17 protein-coding genes and 1 tRNA gene are annotated in these 15,320 nt (G+C 62.0%); 15 read left to right on the forward strand and 3 right to left on the reverse strand.

Features of this window, described 5'->3' with window-relative positions; genetic code table 11:
* Nucleotides 1-68: 68 nt before the first annotated feature.
* Together OKW43_RS14555 and OKW43_RS14560 are read right to left on the reverse strand one after the other, a co-directional pair.
* The gene (locus OKW43_RS14555) at nt 69-701 is read right to left on the reverse strand and encodes an exonuclease (protein ID WP_187632289.1); all 633 of its coding nucleotides are present in this window, start codon (nt 699-701) and stop codon (nt 69-71) included.
* Nucleotides 698-1,342, reverse strand: a complete 645-nt coding sequence (locus tag OKW43_RS14560; RefSeq protein WP_187632288.1) for an MBL fold metallo-hydrolase — start codon at nt 1,340-1,342, stop codon at nt 698-700. The genes OKW43_RS14555 and OKW43_RS14560 overlap by 4 nt, the downstream gene beginning before the upstream one ends.
* A 650-nt stretch (nt 1,343-1,992) precedes the next feature.
* Between OKW43_RS14560 and OKW43_RS14565 the strand changes: the two genes are divergently transcribed.
* Nucleotides 1,993-2,598 (forward strand): septal ring lytic transglycosylase RlpA family protein, encoded by a 606-nt coding sequence (locus OKW43_RS14565; protein ID WP_187632287.1) that lies wholly within the window; start codon nt 1,993-1,995, stop codon nt 2,596-2,598.
* 120 nt (nt 2,599-2,718) lie between these two features.
* Here OKW43_RS14565 and rsmI read toward each other — a convergent pair whose 3' ends face one another.
* Nucleotides 2,719-3,603: a 16S rRNA (cytidine(1402)-2'-O)-methyltransferase gene (gene rsmI, locus OKW43_RS14570; RefSeq protein ID WP_429448058.1), complete on the reverse strand. Its 885-nt coding sequence runs from the start codon at nt 3,601-3,603 to the stop codon at nt 2,719-2,721.
* Between the two features lie 88 nt (nt 3,604-3,691).
* On the opposite strand from rsmI, the gene OKW43_RS14575 reads away from it, so the two are divergent.
* The 14 genes from OKW43_RS14575 to OKW43_RS14640 all read left to right on the forward strand — a co-directional run bounded on the left by OKW43_RS14575 (nt 3,692) and on the right by OKW43_RS14640 (nt 15,306).
* On the forward strand, nt 3,692-4,114 hold the full coding sequence (locus OKW43_RS14575) for a YraN family protein (RefSeq protein ID WP_429451676.1): 423 nt from the start codon (nt 3,692-3,694) through the stop codon (nt 4,112-4,114).
* Between the two features lie 142 nt (nt 4,115-4,256).
* Nucleotides 4,257-4,844, forward strand: coding sequence for a phosphoheptose isomerase (locus OKW43_RS14580; RefSeq protein ID WP_429448060.1), 588 nt, complete (start codon nt 4,257-4,259; stop codon nt 4,842-4,844).
* A gap of 26 nt (nt 4,845-4,870) precedes the next feature.
* A complete protein-coding gene (locus tag OKW43_RS14585; protein WP_187632283.1) occupies nt 4,871-5,662 on the forward strand; it encodes a BON domain-containing protein in 792 nt (263 codons plus the stop codon).
* A gap of 8 nt (nt 5,663-5,670) precedes the next feature.
* Nucleotides 5,671-6,015 carry a c-type cytochrome gene (locus OKW43_RS14590; protein WP_429448063.1) on the forward strand — a complete coding sequence of 115 codons (345 nt, stop codon included), beginning with the start codon at nt 5,671-5,673 and terminating at the stop codon, nt 6,013-6,015.
* 64 nt (nt 6,016-6,079) lie between these two features.
* A tRNA-Ala gene (locus tag OKW43_RS14595) sits at nt 6,080-6,155 on the forward strand.
* A 165-nt stretch (nt 6,156-6,320) separates the two neighbouring features.
* The gene (locus tag OKW43_RS14600; protein ID WP_429448065.1) at nt 6,321-6,776 is read left to right on the forward strand and encodes an Arm DNA-binding domain-containing protein; all 456 of its coding nucleotides are present in this window, start codon (nt 6,321-6,323) and stop codon (nt 6,774-6,776) included.
* The gene (locus OKW43_RS14605) at nt 6,763-7,995 is read left to right on the forward strand and encodes a tyrosine-type recombinase/integrase (protein ID WP_429448067.1); all 1,233 of its coding nucleotides are present in this window, start codon (nt 6,763-6,765) and stop codon (nt 7,993-7,995) included. The genes OKW43_RS14600 and OKW43_RS14605 overlap by 14 nt, the downstream gene beginning before the upstream one ends.
* 142 nt (nt 7,996-8,137) lie before the next feature.
* Entirely contained in the window at nt 8,138-8,821 is a 684-nt protein-coding gene (locus OKW43_RS14610; RefSeq protein ID WP_429448069.1) for a hypothetical protein, read from the forward strand.
* Nucleotides 8,822-8,944: 123 nt separating this feature from the next.
* Nucleotides 8,945-9,175, forward strand: coding sequence for an AlpA family transcriptional regulator (locus tag OKW43_RS14615; RefSeq protein ID WP_429448071.1), 231 nt, complete (start codon nt 8,945-8,947; stop codon nt 9,173-9,175).
* Between the two features lie 5 nt (nt 9,176-9,180).
* Nucleotides 9,181-11,922 carry a hypothetical protein gene (locus tag OKW43_RS14620; RefSeq protein WP_429448073.1) on the forward strand — a complete coding sequence of 914 codons (2,742 nt, stop codon included), beginning with the start codon at nt 9,181-9,183 and terminating at the stop codon, nt 11,920-11,922.
* A 1,546-nt stretch (nt 11,923-13,468) separates the two neighbouring features.
* Entirely contained in the window at nt 13,469-14,035 is a 567-nt protein-coding gene (locus tag OKW43_RS14625; protein WP_429448075.1) for a recombinase family protein, read from the forward strand.
* 286 nt (nt 14,036-14,321) lie between these two features.
* Nucleotides 14,322-14,567, forward strand: a complete 246-nt coding sequence (locus tag OKW43_RS14630) for a hypothetical protein (RefSeq protein WP_429448077.1) — start codon at nt 14,322-14,324, stop codon at nt 14,565-14,567.
* Nucleotides 14,568-14,576: 9 nt separating this feature from the next.
* Entirely contained in the window at nt 14,577-14,882 is a 306-nt protein-coding gene (locus OKW43_RS14635) for a hypothetical protein (protein ID WP_429448079.1), read from the forward strand.
* Nucleotides 14,883-15,003: 121 nt separating this feature from the next.
* A complete protein-coding gene (locus OKW43_RS14640) occupies nt 15,004-15,306 on the forward strand; it encodes a hypothetical protein (RefSeq protein WP_429448081.1) in 303 nt (100 codons plus the stop codon).
* Nucleotides 15,307-15,320: the final 14 nt, after the last annotated feature.

The raw sequence follows: 15,320 nt of genomic DNA on the forward strand, positions 1-15,320 counted from the left end.
GTATCAACGCATGGTAGAGGGCGCGAAAACGAAACGCAATGTAAAACGGCTCCCGCGAGCGAGATTGCCTAATTTACCGGGTCGGGAGCGGCGTTTTGCCCTGAGCCGTCCCCATCATCCTTGCCGTCGGCCGGCAGCTCGGGCTGACGCGCGCGCAAGTCCTTCAGCATGTTGCAAAAGAGGGCGCCCTGCTCGATCGCGTCGTCGAGCGCGACGTGCGTATGCGGATGATCGTCGAACCAGTGCTTCGGAAAGCGCGGCTTGATGTTCTTGCGGTACGGCAGGCCGGTCATCGCGAACGCGAGCGTCTTGATGTCGAGCGCCGACCACGAGAACGGGCAGCGGTCGACGAAGCGCATCATGTACCAGAACATGTAGGTGAAATCGAAGCCGGCCGGCATCGCGACGAACACCGGCTTGCCCGGCAGCGCCTCGACCCATTCGACATAGGCGGTCATTGCGGCTTCGGGCTTCTGCAAGTCCTGGCGGCAGGCCGCCCACGCTTGCGGCTGGGTCTTCCACCACGCCGCCTGCACCGGATGCGGCGCCGCGCCTTCGAGTAGTTCGAGATTCGCCGAGAACGTCGCGATCAGCTGCTTGTCTTCGGTGTATGCGGCGGATGCAAAGCTCAGCATCGAATGCGGGCCGGGGATCGGGCCATCCGCTTCGACGTCGGTACTCACATAGATTTCGCTGCTCATGCGCCCACTCCGTCTGCGACGTAGGGATTCGTGCGGCGCTCGGCGCCGAACGTCGAGGTCGGGCCGTGGCCCGGCACGAACGTGACGTCGTCGCCGAGCGGCCAGAGCTTGTCGCGGATCGAGCGGATCAGGTCCGCATGGTTGCCGCGCGGGAAATCCGTGCGGCCGATCGAGCCGGCGAACAGCACGTCGCCAACCAGCGCAAGCCGGTGCGCGCGGCTGAAGAAAACCACGTGGCCCGGTGTGTGACCGGGGCAGTGGTAGACCTCGAAGGTTTCGTCGCCGAATTGCGCGGTATCGCCGTCTTGTAGCCAGCGGTCCGGCTCGAAGGCGTCGGCGGCCGGGAAGCCGAAGCGCGTGCTCTGGTCCGGCAGCTTGTCGAGCCAGAAGCGTTCGTCCGGATGCGGACCTTCGATCGGCACGCCGTAGTGGGTGGCGAGTGTCTTCGCGCCGGCGCAATGATCGATATGGCCGTGAGTCAACAAGACCTTCTCGACGGTCACGTTCTGCCGTGCGATCTCGCGCTGGATCATGTCGAGGTCGCCGCCCGGATCGACGACGGCCGCGCGCCCGGTGGCCTCGCAAACGAGCAGCGAGCAGTTCTGCTGGAACGGCGTGACGGGGATCAGGGTGACTTTCATGGCTGGACGACACGCTGGGAAAACGTTGATTGTACCGGGCCTCGCGACCGTCTCCGCCGGCCGTGCGACGGGGTCGGCTCACAGCCCGTCTCAGTCTTTTCGTATGCCCATTTTTGCGATAAATGTGAAGATTGGTCAAGTTTTTGAGCAGCTTGCCATCCTAAAAAAAAGTTTTGGGTATAATGGACTCCAAGCACTAGGAATTGTGCTGCCACAAGGCGATGCGTTCCCACAAAAAGGGAATGCCGCTCGCCGTTCAAGTAAGGGCTGTCGGAATGCCGACGGCCATCAGTATCGATGCGTTCGATGCACACGTCTTGCCCAGCCAGGCGCCGCGCGCCTGCTACGGAATTAACCTCCGGGACGCTGGGTGGGGCCTACGCCGCCGTTCCTGCGCGCTGAGTTGCGCGCGCAAGAACGTGTCATTGCCACGTTCAGTTGGCGGCATGTGGGGTCTGGTCAGGCTGCCGGGGACAGGTTGCGCCAGACGTGAAAATTAACCGTGCGGTAGCGGCTGAGTGAGCCGTATCCGGGCTTTGACGTACTGCGCTTTTTCGCGCGGCGCGTTGTCGTCCCTGCCGCCGGAGCCGCAAGCAACATATCCAGCAGTTTTGCGGGTGACGCGGCTCGACAATGTGATTGCACGTCTTATGAAAACTCGGCTAACCCGTGGTCTAGGGACTCTTTTTGCCTTTTTTGTACTGGCCGGCTGTGCCACGCCTCCGGGCGCGCGCGATACGTCCGCGAACGACACGCCGCAAAGTACAAAGAACACGCACCTGAGCTCTTTCGGACCGCAATCGTTCGGTAGCGCGCCGGCCTCGAGCCCGAGCGCGTCGAACGCGCCCGCGTCGCCGCTGGCTGACGCGCAGCCGCTCACCGACGACGGCGTCGACGTCGCGGACTTCCATCAGATCGGACGCGCGTCGTGGTACGGACGCTTCTTTCACGGCCGCCGCACTGCCAATGGCGAGCGTTACGACATGCATGCCCTGACGGCCGCGCATCGCACGCTGCCGCTCGGCTCGTACGTGCGCGTGACCAATCCGGCCAATTCGCGCTCGGTGATCGTACGGATCAACGACCGCGGCCCGTACGCCCGCGGCCGCGTGATCGACCTGTCGATGGCGGCCGCCGCCATGCTCGACATGCGCCACACCGGCACCGCGCGGGTCAAGATCGAAGGGCTCACGCAGCAGGAGGCGCGCGCCGAGCTGAACGAGACGCTCGCGTCGAACTCGGATTCGAACAAGTGATGTGACGTTACGTGGCGGCGATGCCGCGTAGGCTGAACCAACTGTCTGCAGAAAATCGGAGGGCCGCGACATGCGGCCCTTTTCTATTGCCGTCAGCCTTTTATCCGCCGGGCTCGACCCTCACGTTTCAGGCTTGTCTTCCTTCAGCGCCAGCGCGCGCGCATACAACACGTTGCGCGATGCGCCCGTGAGCGCCGCCGCGACCTTAGCCGCGCTGCTCACCGTCAATTCTTCCAGCAGGATGCCGAGCAGCGCGTCGTGATCTTGCTCGCCGGCCGCTTCGGGCGCCGCGCCTTCGACCACCAGCACGAATTCGCCACGCTGCCGGTTCGCGTCGGCAGCGAGCCACGTTGGCCCTTCGGCCAGGGTGCCCTGATGCAGCGCTTCGTGTAACTTCGTCAGTTCCCGCGCGATCAGCAGACGGCGTGTGCCGCCAAACGCATCGGCGAGCGCCTGCACGGTCTCGACGATTCGGTGCGGCGCCTCGTAGAACACCATCGCGTGAGGATGTTGCGCGAGCGCCTGCAAAGCGGCGGCGCGCGCCTTCGGTTTCGGCGGAAGGAAGCCGAGGAACGAGAAAGTCGCGACCCAGTCGCCGGTCGCGCTGAGCGCGGTTGCGAGCGCGCTCGCACCGGGCAGCGGGACCACCACGAAGCCGGCCTCGCGCACGGCATCGACGAGCTTGGCGCCGGGGTCCGAGATGCCCGGCGTACCCGCGTCGGACACGTAGGCCACGCGCTCGCCGGCCCGCAGATACTCGACCACGCGCTGCGCCGCGGCGCGCTCGTTGTGTTGATGCACGGCGACGAGCGGCTTCGAGATGCCGTAGCGCGCGAGCAGCTGACCGGTGTTGCGGGTGTCCTCGGCGGCGATGCGGTCCGCAAGTCCGAGCACGTGCAGCGCGCGCAGCGTGATGTCGGCGATGTTGCCGATCGGCGTTGCCACCACATACAGCGCGGCGGCGGGGTACTGCTGCCCTTGCGCGAGTTCGGAGAGAGGAGTCATGACACGGAAGACACAAACAGACGGAACGAGGCCGACATTGTGCCATGTGGGCTTGCGCGAGCAGGCCGTGCCGAAGACTGCGCAAAAGATGCCCCGACACGCCAGCCCGAAAACCGCCCACAACTTTTCCGCCGCTCACCAGTCCAAATCCGTCGGCGCGGCTTTCGAGGCACGCGCACAAGAATTTTTGCAGCGCCAACGTCTGCGCTTCGTCGCGCGCAACGTGTGCTGTCGGGGCGGGGAGATCGATCTCGTGATGAGCGATCGCGATGGCGCGCTGGTGTTCGTCGAAGTGCGCGCGCGTGCGCAGCGGCATTACGGCGGTGCCGCCGCGAGCATCGGTTGGCAGAAGAGGCAGCGCATCGTGCGAGCGGCGCGGCATTATCTCGCGACGCACGCCGCGACGAACCGCCACCCGCGCGACGAGCCCACGTGCCGTTTCGACGTAGTCGCATTCGAGAGCGGCAGGCTCGTGTGGCTGCGCGATGCGTTTCGCGCCGACGAAGTCTGACGGACCGCGCGGACAACGCGCGTGAGTGCGATAAACTTGCGCTCGCGTGCCGCGCGAACTCATCGGCGAGCACGGCCTGGCAATATGACTTCACAACACGGCCGCGTAGTGCGGTCCATTCGCGGTAGAAGATAGAGACTCGATGTCAGTCGAACGCATCCAACAACACTTCCGCGACAGCGCGGCAGTCAAACTCGAAGCCCTCGAAACCCTGTCGATGCCGATCGCTGTCGCGATCGACACGATGTTCGCCGCGCTCGCCAATGGCAATCGCATCCTCGCGTGCGGCAACGGCGGTTCGGCCGCCGACGCGCAGCATTTCGCGGCCGAGCTGATCGGCCGCTTCGAGCGCGAGCGGCCAGGTCTGCCGGCCATTGCGCTCAGCACCGACACCTCCGTGCTCACCGCGATCGCCAACGACTATTCGTTCGAACAGATTTACGCGAAGCAGGTCTGGGCGCTCGGCCTGCCCGGCGACGTGCTGCTCGCAATCACGACATCCGGCAATTCCGCGAACGTGCTCGCTGCGATCGAAGCGGCGCACGAGCGCGAAATGATCGTCGTCGCGCTGACTGGCAAGGGCGGTGGACGCGCGCAGCAAGTGCTGAGCGACACCGACATCCAGGTATGCGTGCCGTCCGACCGCACGGCGCGCATCCAGGAAGTGCACCTGCTGACCATCCATTGCCTGTGCGACGGCATCGATGCCATGTTGCTCGGCGAAGACTGACACTGATTTCGAAGGAGAGCTAGTTGATGAGCGTTTTCCGCATCAAGAAGACACTGGTGAGAACCGTGCTCGTGGTCGGCTTCGCGGCGGGGCTGTCGGCCACGCTGCAAGGCTGCTTTCTCGCGGTCGGGGCCGCGGCGGGCGGCGGCGCGCTGATGGCGACGGACCGCCGCACGCTCGGCGCGCAGACCGAAGACCGCGAGATCCAGGTGAAGGCGCTGTCGCAGATCAGCCAGAATCTGCCGGACTCCGCGCACGTCAACGTCACGGTGTTCAACCGCCGCGTGCTGCTGACCGGCGAGGTCGCGGGCGATGCGTCCAGGCAGCGCGCCGAGAGCATCGTGCGGAACATGAACAACGTGAATACGATCGTCAATGAACTGGTGATCACGCCGGCGAGCTCGTTCTCGTCGCGCACCAACGACACCTACCTCGAAACGCGCGTGAAGACCGCGCTGATCGCCGAGAAGAACATTTCGGCGAACAACTTCAAGGTCGTGGCTGAGCGCGGCAACGTCTATCTGATGGGCCTCGTCACGATGGACGAAGGCAATCGCGGCGCCGACGTCACGAGCCGCGTGCCGGGCGTCGTGAAGGTCGTCAAGGTGTTCCAGTATATTCAGCCGCAGGAAGCGGAGGTTGCTGCTGCCGCTGCTGCGACGGCGCCAGTGGCCGCCTCGCAGCCCGAGGTTGGTGAGCCGACGGTCGGCGCGATCCCCGATTCATCGGTGAGCGCGCGGCCGCTCGATCAACAGGCGCCCGCGCCGGTCAGCTCGTCGACCTCGGTGCGGCCTGGCAATCCCAAGGCGGTGCCTTGATACGCGGTATGACGCGCGGGGGTGTTGTGTTCGCGTTGGTGGTTGGCACGCTGGCCGGCACGCTGACGTCGGTTGCTCACGCGGCCGAGGCGCCGCGCGGCCAGCAGGTCGCCACCGCGAATGCGTGCATGGGCTGTCACGCGGTGGATCGCAAACTGGTCGGTCCGTCGTTCCAGCAGATCGCCGCGAAGTACAAGGGCGACGCGCAGGCGCCGGCCAGACTCGCGCGCAAGGTGAAGGACGGCGGCTCCGGCGTATGGGGCATGATTCCGATGCCGGCCCATCAATCGATGAGCGATGCGGACATTCGCGCGGTGGTCGACTGGGTGCTCGCGGGCGCGCCGTCCAGATGAGGTTTTCCCGAGGCTGGACGCTTGGCAAAACGGAAAATGGCTGTGCTAGAATTATTTTCATGTTGGGGGGGTAGCTCAGCTGGGAGAGCGTCGCGTTCGCAATGCGAAGGTCGGGAGTTCGATCCTCCTCCTCTCCACCATATATTCGTCTGAAGAAATCCGGCAAGATCTAGAAAACCCCGTAAGCTCAAGGCTTGCGGGGTTTTTTGTTGCCGGTTAGATCCCGGTTCGTCCATTGACATCCGGTGCCGAAACGGGAACACTTTTGGGGCTACTGGCCAACCTGTCAAGGCAGTATTCCCCAAATGGCGCTTACCGATACCGCCGTCATGCAAGCGAAGGCCGCCGAAAAGCCCACAAAGCTGTTCGACGGCGGCGGCCTGTACCTGCTCGTCAACGGTCGGGGCAAATACTGGCGGCTCAAGTACCGGTTCGGCGGTAAGGAGAAGGGCCTGTCGTTCGGCATATACCCGAAAGTGACGCTCGAAGAGGCGCGGGAACAACGGGATCAAGCCCGAGCGTTACTCGCCGCAGGCGTCGATCCCAGCCAGGCACGTAAGCACGATCGCGCCATCCGGCGAGATAGAGCCGCTCGACCTGGGGCAGCAGTGCTCTTTTCCCTGAATAGCGATGGTCCGCTGTCGATTTGTCTCGGCGCGCGCCACATGAACCTGGATCCTTCGGAGACGGCCCGGCTTCGCGTCTTCCTGGATGCAACGCGCAACGTGATCCCGAGGAGCAGTTTGCATGGCACTGACTGACGCAGCCGTTCGGAATGCGAAGCCGACTGGCAAGCTCTATCGTCTGTTCGACGAGCGGGGGATGTATCTCGAGGTCTCGGCTGCCGGCGGCAAGTGGTGGCGCTTCAAGTACCGATTCGGGGGCAAGGAGAAGCGGCTGTCGCTCGGAGTGTACCCGGCTGTTGGTCTAAAGAAGGCGCGCGACCGCCGGGACGAGGCGCGCGAACTCCTCGCAGACGGCGTGGACCCCGGCGAGCACCAAAAGGCCAAGAAGGCCGCGAACGGTGAGCGCGCTGCCAACTCTTTTGAAGTGGTCGCGCGCGAATGGTTTGCCCGACAGTCGCACGCGTGGGCTCAGAGTCACGCCGATAAGGTCATCCAGCGTCTCGAAAAAGACATCTTCCCGTGGCTCGGCAAGCGGCCCATCTCGGAAATTGCCGCGCCCGAGCTGCTGGGGGTAATTCGGCGGATCGAAGAGCGCGGTGCGCGAGATACGGCGCACCGGGCGATGCAGAACTGTGGGCAGGTGTTCCGTTACGCCGTGGCGACCGGACGCGCCGAACGTGACCCCTCGGCCGACCTGAAGGGCGCCCTTCCGCCCGTTCGGCACGAGAACTTCGCATCCATCACCGAGCCCGAGAGGGTGGCGGAGTTGCTGCGTGCGATCGATGCCTTTCGCGGCACATTCGTCGTGAAGTGTGCCTTGCAGTTGGCCCCTCTGCTCTTCGTGCGCCCTGGCGAATTGCGTAAGGCTGAGTGGTCGGGGCTCGATCTGGACAAGGCGGAATGGCGGTATTTCGTGACCAAAACGAAGACCGAGCATCTCGTCCCTTTGGCGACGCAAGCTGTAGCGATCTTGCGCGACCTGCACGCGCTGACCGGACACAGAACTCACGTGTTCCCGGGGCGCGATGTACGGAAGCCAATGAGTGAGGCGGCGATCAATGCGGCACTGCGGCGCATGGGGTACGACACGAAGACAGAGATCACTGGTCACGGATTTCGCGCGATGGCTCGCACGATCTTGCATGAAGAACTGCTGTTCAAGCCGGAAGTGATCGAGCATCAACTTGCGCACAAGGTGCCGGACGCATTGGGCACCGCATACAACCGCACCAGATTTCTGAAAGACCGGCGGAGCATGATGCAGCAGTGGGCGGACTACCTCGACGCACTTAAGTCTGGATCGGTGAGTCCAGGAGTCCAACGATCCGTGGAAAGCGACGAGCCGACCAGCTAACGGATCTCATTCCGCGCGGTGCGCGCGTCCGACCATGTAGTGCCCGACGAAAACGTAACCGATACCGCGCAGCCGGACAGCGCTGCCCGCCGGTTCGTTTCGAGTACCGGGGCACCAGCAATCTCCGTGGAGAACCTCAACAATGCCGACCGCGAAGGCGCGCTACACCGGGCGCGAAACCGGATCCAAACCGAATAGCCTGTCGGAAGACGTCAAACACGCGCTACGCGAATTGCACTCTCAGTTCACCGAAGAGGTCGATGAACGGTCTCCAGATTGGGACGCCGCCGGGCCGGAAGTTCCGTGGGGCAATCGCCCCCACGACTTCGTAAATGCCATCAACGCGGAAGTCCACTGGGCTTTCGCAGAGCTGCAAGAACATGGGCGCGACCTGACGAAGTCCGAGATGTGGGCAGAGCATGATGATTTTCTGCGCTCGCTACGTGCCGCCCGCGAAGCGGCGCGAGATCGGTCGCCCGATTACAGCCGCTTGTTTCCGACTGACGTCGATCTGGTTTCGCAGTTGGATGACATGATCTCGACCGTGGAGGCCGCCGGACTGAAGATCACCCAGGCGCCCAAAGCCGGCAAGCCCGCGGACAAGCAGCACGCGGTGGCGGTCGAGATGGCAATACGCGTGCTCCGGGTAGTGAAGCAATACAGGATACCCGTGACAGCAACGGCCGATGTAGATCTGGGCCGCGCATCCCCGGCAGTCCGCATTCTGAAATTGATCGGCGACGACCTCAAATTGGTGCTCAGTATCGCAACATGGCTTAAGGTTGTTATTGCCGCGAAACACAGTGCACCCGATGTTGTCAAGTAGCGCCATGCACCCGTCTTAGGCGGGTGCATGGCGCTAGCGGCCCCCGTTCGTCTGCCAACGCACACTGCGAGTCATGACGTTCCAGCAACCCGCTGGACGCTTCCTTTCTAAAGGAGAGAGTGCATGGCTGACAGAGTCAATCAAGCTACGGGGCCGCTTCGCATCCTGCGGCGCCCGGAAACCCAATCGCGGGTGGGTCTCGCGCGGTCGACAATCTACGCAATGATGAAGGCCGGTCAATTCCCCAAGCCGATTCAGCTTGGGCCGCGCGCAGTCGGCTGGGTCGAATCCGAGATCGACGAGTGGTTGAGCGCAAAAATGAAAGCCCACACCAGCGCAGTCGAGAAGGAGTAATCGTCATGACGAAGACCGATTGCTCTCCGGTGCTTGCAGACGGCGGCTCCTCCAAAGGCGACGTGGTCGCACGCCGTATCAGTGATGAAAGATGGGCGCTTATCGTTGGTTATCCCGCTGAGACCGACGAGATTGTGGCAGCCGGTCAAACCGACGGAGCCGTTAAGGCTAATACGACCGAGGCGACCGAGGCGACCGGGGCGACCGGGGCGACCGGGGCGACCGGGGCGACCGAAGCGACCGAAGCGACCGAAGCGACCGGCGAACCTCAAGAAACCAATTTCTCGGCTGTGTCGAACGCCGAGTTTCTTGGCGCCGTCTTCGCGTCGCTGCAGGACGGACACCGACCCATCGTTTGTGGTTTCCGGGGCAGCCCGAGCCTGGTGCAAGGTAACAAGTGGTTCGGGCACCCTTGGAGTTCGGCAAAGGCGGACGCGGGTGCGCCCGACCAGAATTCCTATTTTTCGTTGGCTGCGTTCACCCCTGACAGCGAGGGTAAATATCGGCGGCGGAAGTCGCAATTCGCGGCCTTGCACGCTCTCATGCTTGACGACGTTGGTACGAAGGCTTGTGGGCGAGACCGGCTCAATGCGTTGCCCCCGTCTTGGGCGATCGAAACCAGTCCCGGCAACTTTCAAGTGGGCTATTTGTTCGCTGAGCCTTTGAGCGACGGCGCTGCGGCGAACGCCATCATGGACGCGGTCATTGATGCCGGTCTTTGCGATCCGGGGGCCGACGGGCCTCTCGCTCGGTACGCGCGGCTCCCCGTCGGCATCAACGGGAAACATGAACCTCCGTTTCGCTGCCGGCTGGTCGAATGGCATCCGGAGCGTCGCTATACGCCCAACCAAATTGTCGATGGGTTGGAACTGAGGCAGAACGAGTCCACGGAACACCAGCGTCCGACGCGCTTGGGCGGCACGTCCATTGAAGGGGCGGCGGACGAGGTTTATCTGCCGCGACCCACCGAAAACGCTGTTATCGGCGCTCTGCGAGCTCGCGGCTACTATAAGTCTCCGCTTGGCTCCGCTCGCCATGACATCACGTGTCCGTGGGTGAACGAGCATACCGATCGGGTTGATCGCGGTACGGCGTACTTCGAGCCCGACTTGTTCTATCCGCGTGGCGGATTCAGTTGCTTGCATGGGCATTGCGCCGAGCGGCACATCGGTGCACTGCTGCAGCATCTCGGCATCAGTTCTCAGGCCGCCAAACATAAGCCCACCATTCGAGTGACTCAAGGCGAGCTGAGTCGGATCGTTGACGCGACGGAACGCGAGCTCGCTTTGGCCGGAAGCCACTATCAGCGTGGCGGCCTGATCGTCACGGTTATTACCGATCGAGGCACCGGCGAAACGGTCGTTAAGGAGCTTGGTCAGCAGGCGTTGCTTCGTGCCGTGTCGGCCGTGGCCATCTGGGAGCGGTATGACGCCCGCAGCAAGACTTACGTCATCGTCGACCCTCCTTCGAAGCATGTGAGCGTCTTGTTCGACTCGGAGGACTATCGCCATCTCCCGGTTCTTATCGGCATTGCACGCCAGCCGTATCTGCGACCCGACGGTAGCTTGATGAAACGCTCGGGGTATGACCAGGCAACGGGCATGTTCGGAGCGTTTGACGAACGCACGTTTAACGTGCCGGACACTCCGACGCGGGAGGAGGCCGTCGCGGCTCTGCACGAACTGAATGGGTTGTTGGACGAATTTGCGTTTGCTACGGATCGCGATCGCGCCGCTGCCCTGGCGGCTATCTTGACGTCGGCTATCCGCCCGTCGCTACGGCAAGCGCCAATGTTCCACGTCAGGGCACCTCAGATCGCCAGCGGCAAAAGCTACCTTGCGGCTCTGTTTTCCGCCTTCGCCACGCCTATGAGACCTCCGGCGCTGTCCTTTCCGCAGGACGATGAAGAATGCAGGAAGCTCCTGCTTTCGACCTTGCTCACATCTCCGGCGGTGCTTTTCTTTGACAATCTGACGAGTGACCTGTTGCCGCACAAGAGTCTCTGCAGTGCGCTGACAGAGGAGTCCATTGCGGGCCGCATTCTTGGTGTCAGCAAAAACGCCACTGTTAGTACCCGGGCCTTGTTTCTGTCGTCGGGCAACAATGTTGACCCTGTGCATGACATGGCGCGCCGCTGCGTCACCATCAGCCTTGATCCAGCCTGCGAAACCCCGGCGACTCGCGAGTTCAAGGGCGATCCGGTATCTGCGGTTCATAAAGAGCGAGCTCGATTTGTGTCGCTGGCGATGACGGTTGTGCGGGGCTGGCTCGTCGCAGGCGCTCCGATTGCGGCTTGCAAGCCACTGGCGAGCTTCGAAAAGTGGAGCGAGTGGGTGCGTCAGCCCTTGCTCTGGCTGGGCTGCCCCGACCCGGCGGCTTCGGTCTTTGACTCCATGGCCACCGACCCCGCGAGGGAAACGCTCGAACGGATCTTGCTCATGTGGGAGCGGGTTTTTAATCGTGACCCGACGAGGGTGCGCGACGTGGTCGACGCTATTTCGACTTTCGAGCCCACAGCTGACCTTGTTGAATTGAAGGAACTGATTATGGACATTGCTGGCGAACGCGGGCAGGTGAACCGTCGCCGCCTCGGCTGGTGGATCAAGCGGCACGTCGGGCGAGTTGTGAACGGGCTCAGGTTCGAAAAGGCACCGATCACCGGGAATGCCGACTACTGGCAGGTTTCGTCGGTTTCGTCGGTTTCGTCGGATGTTGCGGGCGGAAACGTCAAGACTGTCACCCAATAGTTAGGTAGATGCGCGGCCTTGCAACGCGAATGGACGGATGCCACGATGTGCGCGTTTCGCAGCGAAATTTATCGCTCCACTCGCCGCGCAAAGGAGTATCGCAAGCCGTCGTTGGTCCGCGCCCGATGACGTCTCTTCCCGTGATCACGGAATAACCTGAAAACGCCGCGGAGCAGGAAAAGCGATGCAATGACCGAAAACCGGCCGCCACACCGTGTTTTCAGGATGCCTAAGCAGTGCGAGAATCGCCCGCCACGTCGAGTGCGCGATTATCGCACTGCCCGCATTCGCTTTTGACGACATTGATCTGTCTGCTGCTCTGCAGGACGATGCCTGTCTTTTGGTTTGTGCTGCTGACGAAACCGACAAAACCGACGAAACCGACAAAACCGACCGAAAGCACCGATGTCGTACCCCGTTGCCAACGTTTTTCGCAGTCGGATAACATTCGTGCTAGGAAATCCGTTTCGATTTGTCCGAGCCTTACCCAAGATTGCCTTAAAGCGATTTCGTGGCGGAGTGGGGCAGCCGAGCTTGTGCGCAGACAATCAGCGAGTGAGCGGCCTCAAGTCTGCCGACGCCCGTCAGTTCGCGCATCTTGGCGTGCATCTCTCTAGGTCATCGCGCACCTTCGCTCTGTGGCCGTGATGGGCTGCGCGGGTCCAATTACGCGCGCTTCGGTGCGGTGATCGCAGCGGCATACTGTTTGCCCCCGCAGCCCACGATTGCCGGAACAGCGGGCTCAATGGGTGCAGACAATTCCCATCTACGACAAGCGCGGCGGAATCAGTGCGGCGGACGAGCTTGCTCTTATGCCGAGTTCGGCCTCCATGGCGAAGGCGGCCATCACTCATTCCCGGCTATGCGCTTGCATGTTTGATCCGGCACCTCGGAGACAACTACAGGTATCGCGCACGCGCGAGGATGGCGGCGTTTGCCCGGCTTCAAGTTATTGCGAGAGCAGGCCTGCCATACGTGCGCCGGCCGGGATGGGTTGACTGGTTCGCGCCTTAAGTGTGCGCTTCTCGCTCATGAAGCACTTCTCGGTGACCAATCTTCCGCGACGACTCGTTGGAACTATTCAATTAGTCGGTGCATTTTAGCCAACGGACCCTCCGGCACTACTCCTGAAAAAGGGCAGCCTGTGCCGTTCGCTCGCGAGTGCACCGGGGCGCTCCACTCTTGGTCTTTTTTTCTCTGTCCTCGGCACAGTGCTGTCGTCACTCCAATCTGACCACCGGCAGAGCTCAGTACGACAATTCAGTCGGAAGAACCGCAAGAGGCCATCGCCCTTTGCTCGTGTTAACGCAAAGCAACCAGTGAGAACGTACCAGTGAGAACGCTTATCTCGTCCGTGTACATTTGAGGTACACCTTAGATGGACGGTCCATCCGGGCCGCCGCGTCAGCTTCTGCGTGTCTAACTAGGGTTGATTTGAATTCTTTGACATGGTGCCCATCATAGTCTAGAACTCACTTATACAGTCACGTAGACACGCGGAGCGGTACCGCACCCTCGCTACAGACTGATCTAAACGGAGCCCATCATGAGCAAGGGGCAGAGAATCGGCTACGTGCGAGTGAGCACGGTCGTTCAGAACTCGGAGAGGCAGCTAGACGGTCTCGCGCTTGACAAGGTGTTCACCGACAAGGCTAGCGGCAAGGACACGAAGCGTCCTCAGCTACAGGGGGCACTCGAGTACGTGCGCGAGGGCGACACGCTAATCATCCACAGCATGGACCGGCTTGCACGGAACACGGAGGACCTATTGCGGATGGTGCGTGAACTCACTTCGCGCGGCGTATCCGTCGAGTTCGTGAAGGAGCGGCTCACCTTCAGCGGAAACAGCGATGACCCGATGGCGCACCTCATGATGACGATGCTGGGCGGCTTTGCGCAGTTCGAGCGGGCCCTCATCCGCGAGCGCCAACGAGAGGGGATTGCGCTGGCCAAGGCGAAAGGCAACGTGTACAAGGGACGTAAGCCCTCACTTACGAAGGCCCAAATAGCAGAGGTGCGGCAGCGGGCTGCGAAGGGCGAGTCCAAGGCTGAGATGGCTGCGAGCTTCGGGGTGGCACGGCAGACCATCTACAACGTGCTTGCCCGCCCATAATCCGCGGCTTTCGCATGCGCGACGCCGTGTGGAACACCAATACGGCCGAGGGGCCGTCGCCGCCTCAAACGCGATTGTCATTTACGCGAGGCGCGTGCAGTCGACGGTAAGTGGTGTCGACTGAGTGTGCGGTATGCAACCCTCGAACATCTTCAACCCTGCGACATGGGTGTACTCTGTATGGCTGTCACCTGCCGTCACGCATGATTTCGACGGCCCATCAAGGGCGCACCCTCAAATGAGTCGCCGGCTGGAGTCCGTCGAGGCTTAAACATCGGGAGAAACCATGGGCGAGTCAGACTTCGCGCGACAGATGCGCGAGGATCGTGAGCGGTGGGAGCGCCAGCGCAAGGAAGAAGAACGCAGGCATGAAGCGGCCCTTAAGCAAACGGACCGATTCATTCGCTGGTTCGCTTGGCCCATGTGCGCACTGATGGGCTTGATGTTTCTCGTGCTGATGTACACCGTCATGCCGACGATCATCAACGCTGTCATCAAGGCGACGCACCAGTGGCAAGCCCTGATACGGTAAGGAGGTTCGATGGACACGCACAAGTTCGTACTTGCGTTGGAAGGCGAAGGTATGGATCCCGAGCACGCATACATCATCGCCCGCGAGCTGTATGCAATCTATGCTCATTCGGTACGGGGTGGCGTGTACAAGCCTGTGGACTATGGGGATTTCGAGACGCTTCGTCTTAAGGCGAGCTTGGCGCGAGCCGCGAAAGAAGCGATGACCAACGCGCTACGCGCGGCGATCGCCGAGGACGCCGACCAGGAGAAGCACTGGCGGGGTGAAATGGAACGGATCGAGGCAGAGAGAAAGCAGCGAGGGTTCATCAAGTGAGCGACCCGAAACGCGGTCCGGGCCACCCCAATGCCTAACGACCCATCGTTTCACGCGATTCTCGGAGCGCGGCGAAAGCGCACGTTAACGTTCCGGGCAGTCTCTATAAGGGCGATCTGATATGGGAAATCCATTAGCGCACGTCGACCCGTCAACATGGCGCGTCATGCGTGACATATATGAAGGTTACTATCGCGAGAAATCGCTGACTGATTGGCTCAGCGATATGCGGCGTGCACACTGGGCGTTGCGTGGTGAAGACGTACGTGTTGTCCGCTGTCTTTCGGAGGCGATTGCGATTCTTGAATACACCATTATTGTGCGCGACGGTCATCTTGTTCGCGAGATCGCCGATTCATTGGTCGACAAGAGGTCAAATGAGGGCGCTGACTCTCAGTGCGGGGCCCTGAGCGTCCATAGGTGAATTCCGCGAGCGTA

Source organism: Paraburkholderia sp. WC7.3g (genome assembly GCF_050436345.1).
In the GTDB taxonomy this organism is placed as follows: domain Bacteria; phylum Pseudomonadota; class Gammaproteobacteria; order Burkholderiales; family Burkholderiaceae; genus Paraburkholderia; species Paraburkholderia podalyriae.